The following is a 10,340-nucleotide window of genomic DNA, read 5'->3' as shown; positions in this document are numbered from 1 at the left end:
TCCACGAGTTCCTCCACGAGATGGCGCTCGCCGTCTTCCACGGGCGCGAAGCCGACCTGATCACCGTGGGCGAGATGCCCGGCGTGACGGTCGAGGAGGCGAAACTTTTCACCGACCCCGCGCGGCGTGAGGTCGACATGGTGTTCCAGTTCGAACACGTGAGCCTCGATCAGGGCCCCAGCGGGAAATGGGACTACCGGGGCCTTGACCTGCTGGACCTCAAGACGTCCTGGAACCGATGGCAGAAGGGGGCGGGCCAGTTGTGGGGCGACGGCAGCCCGCACTTCCTGTCCGGACCGCGCATCCACGAGTTCCTCCACGAGATGGCGCTCGCCGTCTTCCACGGGCGCGAAGCCGACCTGATCACCGTGGGCGAGATGCCCGGCGTGACGGTCGAGGAGGCGAAACTTTTCACCGACCCCGCGCGGCGTGAGGTCGACATGGTGTTCCAGTTCGAACACGTGAGCCTCGATCAGGGCCCCAGCGGGAAATGGGACTACCGGGGCCTTGACCTGCTGGACCTCAAGACGTCCTGGAACCGATGGCAGAAGGGCCTGGCGGAGACCGGCTGGAACAGCCTCTACCTCAACAATCACGACCAGCCGCGCCTGGTTTCCCGATTCGGCGACGACGCCGCCTTCCGGTACGAATCGGCCACCCTGTGGGCGGCGCTGCTTCACCTGCACCGCGGAACGCCGTACATCTACCAGGGTGAGGAACTGGGCATGACCAACGTGCCCTTCATCTCGGTGGCGAATTTCCAGGACCTCGAGTCGGTGAACTGGTTCCGCGAAGCCACCACCGAACTGGGCGTTACCGGAGCGGACGCCCTCGCTGCCCTGCGCATCATGAGCAGGGACAACGCGCGGACTCCCGTCCAGTGGTCCGGCGCGCCGCACTCGGGCTTCACCTCCGGCACCCCCTGGCTCGCCGTGAACTCGAACTACACCACGATCAATGCCGACGCCGACCGCGCCTCGGAGAAGTCCGTTCACCGGTTCTACCAGCAGCTCATCGCGCTCCGCCACGGCAACGAGGTGGTGCGCCTCGGCCGCTTCGAGATGCAGCACGAGGACCACCCCACGCTGTACGCCTTCACGCGAACTCTCGGCTTCCGGGTGATCCGGGTCGTGGGCAACGTCTCCGGGAACGATCTGACGCTGCCGGATCTGCAGGACACGGGGGGAACGTCCGGGCTGCTGCTCGGAAATTACGACGCCGGATCGCCGGATCGGCTGCGGCCCTGGGAAGTGCGCATCCTCGAATTGAGCTGACGCGCGGTTGCCGCCCTCCAGCCTGCGGGCTGGAGTGTGCTCAGTCCTCGTTGATCAGGCTCTCCCGGTAGAGCGTCAGCAGGCCCGGCATCCCGGCGTCGTGCATGGCCTTGCGTTGGCGTTCCGCCCCGGTTCCCCGTGCCTCCAGGTGGGAAAGCGCCGATTCCACCCAGTCGGTGTCGCCCTCGGCATCGAGGGCCGGGCCGATGAATTCAAGCAGCTCGCTGAGGCGCTGACGGGCCGGCATGCGGACGCCGGTCTCCGGGTCGACGGCGTGGGCGGTCATGCCGTCGCGCGCCGACTGCCAGAGGGCGGCGTCCAGCAGTTCGGGATCGGGATCGGGAAGGCGGGCGCCGGCGCGGGCCGCGGAAACCGCCGTCGTGACGAGCCCCCGGATGAGGGCGGCGAGCAGCACGGAATCCTGGGCTTCGAGCTGGGCGTCACCCGTGCGCACCTCGAGGGTGGGGTAGGTGTCCGACAGCCGGGCAACCCACGTCAACACACCGCGGTCGATGATGGCGCCGGTCTCCTCGAGCTGTCCGATGCGCCGCTCATAGTCGGCGGCGTCGGCGAACAGTGGCGGAATGCCCTGCACGGCCCAGCGCCGGTAGTGGATGACACGCCAGCTCCCGAAACCGCTGTCGCGATCCAGCCAGTAGGGGGAATTGGTGCTGAGCGCGGTGATGATCGGCAGCCAGGGGCGGATCCGGTTGAGGGCCTGGACGCCGGTTTCCTTGTCCGGGATCCCCACGTGCACGTGCAGGCCGTTGACGAACTGGTCACCCACGATGCCCGGGGCGCTGGCTCGGAGGTCATGGTAGCGCTGCTTGTCCGTCAGTTCGGGATAGTGCTGCCCGATCCGCGGCGCGGTGGCGGTGGGCGCGGCAAGTGCTCCACACTGCCCGGCGGCGGTCGCCAGCTGCCGGCGAAAATTCAGGAGGGATTCCTCGGCCTGCGTGAGTGTGTCGCACACCGGGGTGGCCGTCTCGATCTGGCAGCTCAACAGCTCGCGCTGGATGTCGTCGTCGTCCAGGCCGGGCGAGTCCGCCAGCAGTTGCTGCACGTCAGTGGCGCAATGCACGGGGAGCCCGGAGGCTGGATCCAGAAGCAGGTATTCCTCTTCGATGCCGAGGGTCGTCACGGGGGCCTCCAATGCGGCGGGTACTGTCTTTCCCAGTGTAGGGAGCCGATGACACCGGGCCGGCACTGTGTCGCGGCGGCAGGTCCTCGTTTGGTGCTTCGTCCGCGGTCCCGGGACGTCCTTCGGTTATAGTGCCACCATGACCCAGTACGGCCCGGGCGATCGGGCGCACCCCCAAGGCGCGCCCGTCCCGTCGTACTCGCGGGCGGCCCAGGTGGCACTCGTGCTGGCGGGGGGCGTCCTCGGCACCCTGGCCCGGTATGGCATGTCCCTCGGAGTGCCGGAGGCGGGCGGCTGGCCGCTGCCGACGCTGCTGGTCAACCTCGGAGGATCCTTCCTCCTCGGCGTCCTGCTGGAGGCGCTGGCCGTCCCGCGCGACACCGGCCGGGCCCAGCTGCTGAGGCTGGGAGCGGGCACCGGCTTCCTCGGCGCTTTCACCACCTACAGCGCTTTCGCCTTCGACGCGGTGAGCCTGCTCGGCGCCGGGCGAACGGGTGCGGCGGCAGCCTACGTGTCGCTGAGTGTTCTCGGAGGCATTGCCTGCGCAGCGGCGGGGGTGGCCGCCGCGTCCCGTTGGCGAGGCAGACGGCCGGAGGCCGGCATCCCAGCAGCAGGTCCGACTCCAGCCGGCACCACTCCAGCTGGCACCACTCCAGCNCTCCAGCAGGCACCACTTCAGCAGGTCCGACTCCAGCAGGTCCGACTCCAGCTGGCACCACTTCAGCAGGTCCGACTCCAGCTGGCACCACTCCAGCTGGCACCACTCCAGCTGGCACCACTTCAGCAGGTCCGACTCCAGCAGGCACCACTTCAGCAGGTCCGACTCCAGCGGGCCCGGAGCAGGCACCGTGAGCGCCGTCGTTCTCCTGCTGACGGCGCTCGCCGGGGGAGTCGGCGCAGCGGCGCGCTTCATGGCCGACGGCGCTGTGCGGGCGCGGATCGGAGGATCTTTCCCCCTGGGGATCCTGCTGATCAACGTTACGGGCTCCCTCGCGCTTGGTGTCGTCGCCGGCCTGGTGCTGTACGGGGGGCTCGCACCTGCCGTCGAGGTGGTGGTCGGCACCGGTTTCCTCGGGGGCTTCACCACCTTCAGCACGGCAAGTGTCGATACCGTGCGGCTGATCGGCGCCGGGCGCTACCTCGCCGCCCTCGGTTACGCGCTGGGAACAGCGGGGGCGTCGTTGGCTGCAGCCGCCGTCGGGCTCGCGGTGGTTTCCGCGCTGTGATCCGCCAGCGTGCAGCCCTCGTGCGTACCGAGACTTTCCATCCACAGCGCGGTCACGAGCTCCTCGCCCAGCTGCAGCACGGTCGGGTGCGCACCCTCGCCGACAGCGACGGCCAGCAGTCCGCCGAACGGTGCGCGCCCCGAGACCAGCAGGGCAGTGTCGAGGCCCACGCCGTGGCCGGTCAGGAACTTGAGCAACGCCGGGTCGTCGTCACTGATCCGCGCCACGCGTGCGCGGTGGCCGTCGTCGAGAAACGCCAGGGGCACGGCGTCGGGCCTCGGCACGACGCCGTCCGGGGTCGGGATCGGATCGCCGTGGGGATCACGCACGGGATAGCCGAGCTTCCGGTCCAGCCGTTCGAGGAAGGTGTCGGACACCGAGTGCTCGAGCAGTTCCGCCTCGTCGTGGACCTCGTCCCAGCTGTACCCGAGCTGGTCCACGAGGAAGGTTTCGATGAGGCGGTGCCGGCGCACCATCGCAAGGGCCAGCGCGAGGCCCTCAGGGGTGAGGCTGATGGGTCCGTACTTCTCATGGCGTGCGAGCCCCAGCTCGACGAGTTTCGCCACCATCCCCGTCACCGAGGAATTGGCGACGGACATCCGGGTGGCAAGCTGCGACGCCGTGATGGGAGTCTCCTGCCACTCGGTGAACCCGTAGATGGTCTTGACGTAATCCTGCACGCTCGAGGAATCGATGCTGTGCACCATCCCTTTCCTGCCGGCCACGTCAGCCCTTTTCCGGTACTGCGGCTGTGGTTGCGGTTACCTTTGCGTTCGCGCTCGCGTTTGACAGGTGCGCTGCCGTACCCCGACGACGGTGGGCGCGGCGCCGCTGCTGTTGGTGCTGCCGTTGCCACACCAGCCCGTTCGGCCGGGAGAAGAGGTAGACCGCGGTGAAGATCAGCGACTGCGAAAGGACCACGGCGGCGCCGGTGGAGATGTCGAGGTAGTAGCTCGCGTAGATGCCGGAGACGGCGGCCCCTGTAGTGAGGACGACGGCGAGCACCAGCATCCGGTCGAAGCTCCGGGTGAGGAGGAAGGCCGTGGCGCCGGGGGTGATCAGCATGGCCACCACCAGGATGATGCCCACGGCCTGGAGTCCCACCACCACGCTGAGGGCCAGCAGCCCGAGCAGCAGTGCCGAGAGGAACCGCGTGTTGAGCCCCATCACGTGGGCGTGGGTGCGGTCGAACGCCAGCAGGGTGAGGTCCCGCCGTTTGAACAGCACGACGGCGAGGGTCACCGCTCCGAGGATGAGCACCTGCCACAGCTCGCCGTCAGTGACGCCCAGGACGTTGCCGAACAGGATGTGCATCAGGTCGATCTGGGAGGGAGTGCTCGAGACGATCGCCAGGCCGGCGGCAAAGAGGGCGGTGAACACCACGCCGATCACGGTGTCCGGCTTGAGTTTGGTGGTGGCCCGGACGGCGCCGATCAGGGCCACTGCACCCGCCCCGAAAAGAAACGCTCCGATGGAGAACGGGATGCCCACCATGTACGCCAGGGCGACGCCGGGGAGCACTGCGTGCGAGACGGCGTCGCCCATCAGCGACCAGCCCATGAGGATCAGCCAGCAGGACAGCACGGCGGAGACCACGGCGGCGGCAAGGGTCACCAGCAGGGCTCGGGTCAGGAATCCGTACTGCAGCGGCTCGGTCAGCCAGGAGAGGAGGTCCATGTCAGTTGTCCGTTCCTGGAGTGCCGAAGGCCCGGGCGAGATTGCCGGAGGTCAGGACGTCCTCAGGGGTGCCGTGCGCCAGGACGCGCTGGTGGAGCAGCACAGCCGTGTCGCAGAACTCCGGAATGCCCGCGAGGTTGTGCGTGGAGACGAGTACGGAGCGGCCCTCGTCGCGGAGTTCCCGAAGGAGGGCGGTCATGGTTGCCTCACTCGACCGGTCCACGCCGGCGAAGGGTTCGTCGAGCAGCAGGAGCTGTGCTTCCTGGGCGATGCTCCGGGCCACGAAGACACGTTTGCGCTGCCCACCCGAGAGTTCCCCGATCTGCCGCTTGCGGAGGTGCTCGAGGCCCACCCTTTCGAGGGCGGCGCCCACCGCGGAGTGGTCCGCCGGACGAAGGCGCCGCATGGACCCCAGATGCCCGTACCGGCCCATCCCGACGACGTCGTTCACCGACACCGGGAAGTTCCAGTCGACGTCCTCGGCCTGGGGCATGTAGGCCACAAGACCGCTGCGTCGTGCCTGCCGGTGCGCCATGCCGAAGAGCTCCACCGTGCCGGCCTGCGGTTCGAGAAGCCCCAGGAGCGCCTTGAAGAGTGTCGACTTGCCGGATCCGTTGACGCCGATGAGGCCGCAGATGAGCCCCGCGTCCAGCGTCAGGCTCACGGCGTCGAGGGCCAGTACCTCGGAATAGGCGACGGTCAGGCCCGAGATCCGCAATGCGGGATCCTGTACGGGATCCTGTGCGAGTACGTGAAGGTTCACTGGCTCAACCCTTCGGAAATGGTGCGGATGTCGTAGCGCAGCAGGTCGAGGAAGGTGGGGACGGCGCCGTCCGGTCCCGAGAGCGAATCGACGTACAGCGGACCTGCCAGACGCGCTCCCGTGGCGAGCGACACCTGCTGCTGGGCTCCCGGGTCGACAGTGGACTCGCAGAACACCGCCGGGATGTCGTGGTCCTCCACGAACCGGATGACCTCGCGGATCTGGCGCGGGGTGCCCTCGGTGTCCGAGTTGACCGGCCAGAGAAAGGCTTCCTGCAGTCCGGCGTCGCGGGCGAGGTAGGAGAAGGCGCCCTCGCACGTGACGAGGGCGGCGGCCGGCTCCGCGGCGACGCTGTCGCGGAGTTCGGTCAGGAGGGCGGCGAGCTCGACCTTGATGCGTGCTCCATTGGCGTGGAAGTCGGCGGCGTGGGCGGGCTCGAGGTCCGACAGCGCGGACACGATGTTGTCGACGTATGTCTGGGCGGCCAGCGGCGACATCCAGGCGTGGGGATTCGCCAGACCCTCGTAGTCGCCGGAGCGGATGTCCAGCGGCTCCACGCCGTCGGAAAGGACTGCGTGGGGAGCATCGACCGAGAGGAGGAACCGCTCGAACCAGCGCTCGAGGCCAAGCCCGTTGTCGAGGATCAGGTCGGCGTCCTGGGCGTCGACGAGGTCCGACGGCGTGGGCTCGTAACCATGGATCTCAGCGCCCACCTTGGTGATGGACTCCACGCGCACATGCCCGCCGCCCACCTCGTCGGCAAGATCGGCGAGCACCGTGAAAGTGGTGAGGACCACCGGGCGGTCATCCCGGTGCCCGCCCACAGCGGGGGCCGCTTCGGACCGGGGAGCACAGGAGGAGAGCAGCAGGGCAAGCGCGAGGAGTGCGCCCGCCAGCGGTACCCCGGAATATTTCGGCATACCTAAACCTACTCCTTAGGTATGCCGAAACGCGAGGATCCTAGCTTCTGGCCCTCGCCCGCCACGCCGAGGTGAAATAGGGCAGGGACAGTTCGGCATCGGCAGGGAAGGCGAGGTAGTCGTGCAGGTACCAGGCGAGATTGCGCTCCACACGTGAGCGGCTCGCAGCGTCAGCGCGTTGGTAATAGGCCCGTGAGCGGGCGAGGTCGACGACGTCGGACGCCGAAAGGGTCTGTCGCCATCGCACCTGCTTCCCCTCGGGTCCGGGAAAGAACGGGCCGAAGTCCGGCTGGTAGCCCGGCGAGTAGACGTCACCGGCATGCATGATCCTCGACAACCGGTGGACCCAGGGGGTGCTGACGTCCAACTGGTTCCACAGCACCGCGAGGGTGCCTCCCGGGGTGAGGACGCGAGCGGCCTCCGTCGCAGCTTTCACGGGATCACACCAGTGCCAGGCCTGGGCGATGGCCACCACGTCCACCGAGCCGGACGCGAGGCCGGTCTCTTCGGCCGTACCGGGGAGGATCGTGGCTGCAGGAAGCCGCTCCCGGAGCACTGAGAGCATGTCCTCCGACGGATCGATCGCCGTGACGTCGAGGCCGCACCCGACCAGATGCCGGGTGAACAGCCCGGTTCCGGCTCCGACGTCGGCTGCAGTCCGGGCACCGGGTGACAGGAGCCACTCCGCGATCGCGTCCGGATACCCCGGCCGCACCCGATCGTAGCGGCTGCTGCCGGTTCGGTAGCCCTGAGCGAGGTCGTTCCGGCGATCACCGCTGATCCGCGGGCCGCTGCGGGGCGTCGAGGGGGCAGGCATATCCAGGACTTTCGGGCGGGTCGGCTAGAGGAGGTCGTCAACGTCCGGATTCAGGGTGCGCAGTACCTCGCTGTGCAGGGTTCCGTTCGTGGCGAGGGCGTTGCCGCCGAAGGGTCCGTCGACGCCGTCGAGCGAGGTGAAGCGTCCGCCGGCCTCGGTGACGATGGGCACCAGCGCCGCCATGTCGTGAAGGTTCAGTTCGGGCTCGCACGCAATGTCCACCGCGCCCTCGGCTACGAGGCAGTAGGACCAGAAATCGCCGTAGGCGCGGGTCCGCCACACCTGGTCCGTCAGGTTGACGAACTCCGCGAGCGACCCGCGGGCCCGCCATCCCGAAAGGCTCGAGTAGGAGAGCGAGGCGTCCTGCAGCCGTGACACGTTGGAGACCCGCAGGCGGGTTGCGGCAGCCAGTGATTTACCGGTGAAGGCTCCGGTTCCTGTTGCCGCCCACCAGCGCTTTCCGAGGGCGGGCGCACTGACGAGGCCCACCACGGGGCGTCCCTCGTCCACGAGGGCTATGAGGGTGGCCCAGACCGGCACGCCGCGGACGAAGTTCTTGGTGCCGTCGATGGGATCGATGATCCACCGGCGGGATCCTCCGCCGGTGCTGCCGAACTCCTCGCCCAGTACCGCATCACGGGGACGCGCGCGGGAGAGCTGTCCACGGATAGCCTCTTCGGCGGACTTGTCGGCGTCGGTGACCGGGGTGAGGTCCGGCTTCGTCTCGATTCTCAGATCCAGTGCCTTGAAGCGCGACATGGTCTGGTCGTCCACGGAATCGGCCATGATGTGGGCGAGGCGCAGATCGTCGTTGTAGCTCTGGACAAAAGTCATTCCCTCAACCTATCGTCTGGCGTGCTTAAACGACCAAGGGCCACCAGCGGCGGATGCCGTGTTGGTGACCCTTGGTGGACCGCGAATCCGCGGTCAAGGTTTGAGAACCTTAGAGAACGGTGATGTTCTCGGCCTGGGGACCCTTGGGGCCCTGGGTGGTCTCGAAGTTGACCTTCTGGTTCTCTTCGAGTGAACGGAAGCCGTTCGAGTTGATAGCGGAGAAGTGTGCGAACACGTCGGCGCCGCCGTCTTCGGGAGCGATGAAACCAAAGCCCTTTTCAGCGTTGAACCATTTGACTGTACCTGTAGCCATTTTGTCTTCCTTACCTTGTGAGAGCAGCTCCCGTACTTCGGGGCGCTCGTCGCGGTGTTCGTCTTCGCTTATCAAAAAAGCTTTCGAACTCCGGGTGGAGGATCAAGGCTTGAAATAAATGCGCAACACAACAACTACGTGCCAGCCTACCAGAACCTATTGGGTGCCCAGTTCCTTGACGTCCATCGCCTGGGCGCGGGCCTCGGACATCCCTGCGCTGAGCAGGCGCCGCAGGGATGCGAGGCGCACCGGCCCGGACTCGCCCGCGGATCCTTCCGCGACCCAGCCGTCGAGGCCGCAGTCCACCGCCCGGTCGTCGTGTTTGCACCCTCGTTCACATCGCTCGGTGCCGGGTTCGAGATCCGGGAACGCGGAGAGGATGCGGTCGGCCTCCACATGCGCGAGGCCGAACGAGCGGATTCCCGGTGTGTCGATGATCCAGGTTCCGGGTGAAGAATCCGCCGCCTTCAGGGCGATGGCCGACGACGACGTGTGGCGTCCGCGCCCGGTCACCGCGTTCACCCCTCCCGTGGCCCGGGTGGAGCCCGTGAGTGCGTTGACCATGGTCGATTTGCCGACGCCCGAATGGCCCAGGAGCACGCTGACCTGGCCATCGAGCTCCTGCCGGAGGGCGTCGACGGCGGGGTGGGACAGCCTGGCCGACGCACCGTCGTCGGACGTGGCTTCAATTCCGGCCGTGTCCGTGGCGGTCCCGCTGATGATCACGCGGAGGTCGAGGTGCTCATAGTTCGCGAGCAGTTCCGCGGGATCGCGGATGTCGGCCTTGGTGATGCAGAGCAGCGGCGCGATGCCGGCGTCGTAGGCGGCCACCAGTGCGCGGTCGATGAAACCCGTGCGCGGCTCCGGATTGGCTGCCGCGACCACGATCACGAGCTGGTCCGCGTTGGCGACGACCACGCGTTCGATCGGATCGGAGTCATCGGCGCTGCGCCGGAGCACGGTGCGGCGTTCCTCGACGCGGACCAGCCGCGCCAGGGAATCGGGCCCGCCGGACAGATCGCCGACCAGGGCTACGAGGTCACCCGCGACGACGGCGCTGCGCCGCAGCTCGCGCGCCCGAGCCGCGACGATGAGCCGCTCGTCGGCGGTGTCCTCGTCGACGACGGCGGTGTACCGACCGCGGTCCACGGTGACGATGCGGCCGGTCACGGCGTCGTCGTAGGCCGGCCGGTTCTTGGTGCGGGGACGCGTGCCTTTCTTGTTGGGGCGGATCCGGACGTCCGATTCGTCCCAGGCGCGGGAGCCTCGGCGGTTTCCTGCCTCAGACACGCTCGGGATCCCCAGTGGACGTCGCGGGAACATCGGGCGTGCCGGCAATGGCCGCGCTGCCGACCCCAGGCGCAGTTACGGCGGC

11 protein-coding genes and 1 pseudogene are annotated in these 10,340 nt (G+C 68.0%); 3 read left to right on the top strand and 9 right to left on the bottom strand.

Translation table 11 applies throughout. From position 1 onward, the window contains the following. Positions 1-1,274, top strand: a 1,274-nt coding sequence (locus tag Y705_RS23065) for an alpha-amylase family glycosyl hydrolase (RefSeq protein WP_253908526.1), incomplete at its 5' end; no start/stop codon positions are given. Positions 1,275-1,314: 40 nt separating this feature from the next. Here the strand turns inward: Y705_RS23065 and Y705_RS0107250 are convergent. Continuing rightward, positions 1,315-2,415: a carboxylate-amine ligase gene (locus Y705_RS0107250; RefSeq protein ID WP_026532377.1), complete on the bottom strand. Its 1,101-nt coding sequence runs from the start codon at positions 2,413-2,415 to the stop codon at positions 1,315-1,317. 139 nt (positions 2,416-2,554) lie between these two features. Between Y705_RS0107250 and Y705_RS23395 the strand changes: the two are divergent. Together Y705_RS23395 and crcB are read left to right on the top strand one after the other, a co-directional pair. Further along, positions 2,555-2,962 (top strand): annotated as a pseudogene (locus Y705_RS23395) (fluoride efflux transporter FluC); the annotation flags it as partial. A 301-nt stretch (positions 2,963-3,263) separates the two neighbouring features. Continuing rightward, entirely contained in the window at positions 3,264-3,641 is a 378-nt protein-coding gene (gene crcB, locus Y705_RS0107245; protein WP_026532376.1) for a fluoride efflux transporter CrcB, read from the top strand. Here crcB and Y705_RS18145 read toward each other — a convergent pair. From Y705_RS18145 to rsgA, 8 genes are all read right to left on the bottom strand, one after another. Then, a complete protein-coding gene (locus Y705_RS18145; RefSeq protein ID WP_081737876.1) occupies positions 3,569-4,348 on the bottom strand; it encodes a metal-dependent transcriptional regulator in 780 nt (259 codons plus the stop codon). The two genes, crcB and Y705_RS18145, sit on opposite strands and share 73 nt — an antisense overlap. Before the next feature lie 19 nt (positions 4,349-4,367). Next, the gene (locus tag Y705_RS18140; RefSeq protein WP_081737875.1) at positions 4,368-5,318 is read right to left on the bottom strand and encodes a metal ABC transporter permease; all 951 of its coding nucleotides are present in this window, start codon (positions 5,316-5,318) and stop codon (positions 4,368-4,370) included. A 1-nt stretch (position 5,319) separates the two neighbouring features. Continuing rightward, positions 5,320-6,081 (bottom strand): metal ABC transporter ATP-binding protein, encoded by a 762-nt coding sequence (locus Y705_RS0107230; protein WP_049822413.1) that lies wholly within the window; start codon positions 6,079-6,081, stop codon positions 5,320-5,322. Beyond that, entirely contained in the window at positions 6,078-7,001 is a 924-nt protein-coding gene (locus Y705_RS0107225) for a metal ABC transporter substrate-binding protein (protein WP_081737874.1), read from the bottom strand. Before Y705_RS0107225 ends, Y705_RS0107230 begins: the two co-directional genes overlap by 4 nt. A 40-nt stretch (positions 7,002-7,041) precedes the next feature. Continuing rightward, entirely contained in the window at positions 7,042-7,818 is a 777-nt protein-coding gene (locus Y705_RS0107220; protein ID WP_049822412.1) for a class I SAM-dependent methyltransferase, read from the bottom strand. 24 nt (positions 7,819-7,842) lie between these two features. Then, positions 7,843-8,652, bottom strand: coding sequence for a histidinol-phosphatase (hisN, locus tag Y705_RS0107215; RefSeq protein ID WP_026532372.1), 810 nt, complete (start codon positions 8,650-8,652; stop codon positions 7,843-7,845). Positions 8,653-8,761: 109 nt separating this feature from the next. After that, positions 8,762-8,965 (bottom strand): cold-shock protein, encoded by a 204-nt coding sequence (locus tag Y705_RS0107210; protein ID WP_026532371.1) that lies wholly within the window; start codon positions 8,963-8,965, stop codon positions 8,762-8,764. Positions 8,966-9,121: 156 nt separating this feature from the next. After that, the gene (gene rsgA / locus Y705_RS0107205) at positions 9,122-10,288 is read right to left on the bottom strand and encodes a ribosome small subunit-dependent GTPase A (protein ID WP_049822411.1); all 1,167 of its coding nucleotides are present in this window, start codon (positions 10,286-10,288) and stop codon (positions 9,122-9,124) included. Positions 10,289-10,340: the final 52 nt, after the last annotated feature.

The organism is Arthrobacter sp. H41 (assembly GCF_000520535.1).
GTDB lineage: Bacteria > Actinomycetota > Actinomycetes > Actinomycetales > Micrococcaceae > Arthrobacter_D.
This window is presented reverse-complemented; position numbering and strand designations above follow the sequence as displayed.

Excerpts from the sequence above, each read along its gene's own strand:
- Y705_RS0107225 (WP_081737874.1), bottom strand. The coding sequence starts at position 7,001 with ATGCCGAAATATTCCGGGGTACCGCTGGCGGGCGCACTCCTCGCGCTT.
- Y705_RS18145 (WP_081737876.1), bottom strand. The coding sequence starts at position 4,348 with ATGGTGCACAGCATCGATTCCTCGAGCGTGCAGGATTACGTCAAGACC.
- Y705_RS0107210 (WP_026532371.1), bottom strand. The coding sequence starts at position 8,965 with ATGGCTACAGGTACAGTCAAATGGTTCAACGCTGAAAAGGGCTTTGGT.
- rsgA (WP_049822411.1), bottom strand. The coding sequence starts at position 10,288 with ATGTTCCCGCGACGTCCACTGGGGATCCCGAGCGTGTCTGAGGCAGGA.
- Y705_RS18140 (WP_081737875.1), bottom strand. The coding sequence starts at position 5,318 with ATGGACCTCCTCTCCTGGCTGACCGAGCCGCTGCAGTACGGATTCCTG.
- hisN (WP_026532372.1), bottom strand. The coding sequence starts at position 8,652 with ATGACTTTTGTCCAGAGCTACAACGACGATCTGCGCCTCGCCCACATC.
- Y705_RS0107220 (WP_049822412.1), bottom strand. The coding sequence starts at position 7,818 with ATGCCTGCCCCCTCGACGCCCCGCAGCGGCCCGCGGATCAGCGGTGAT.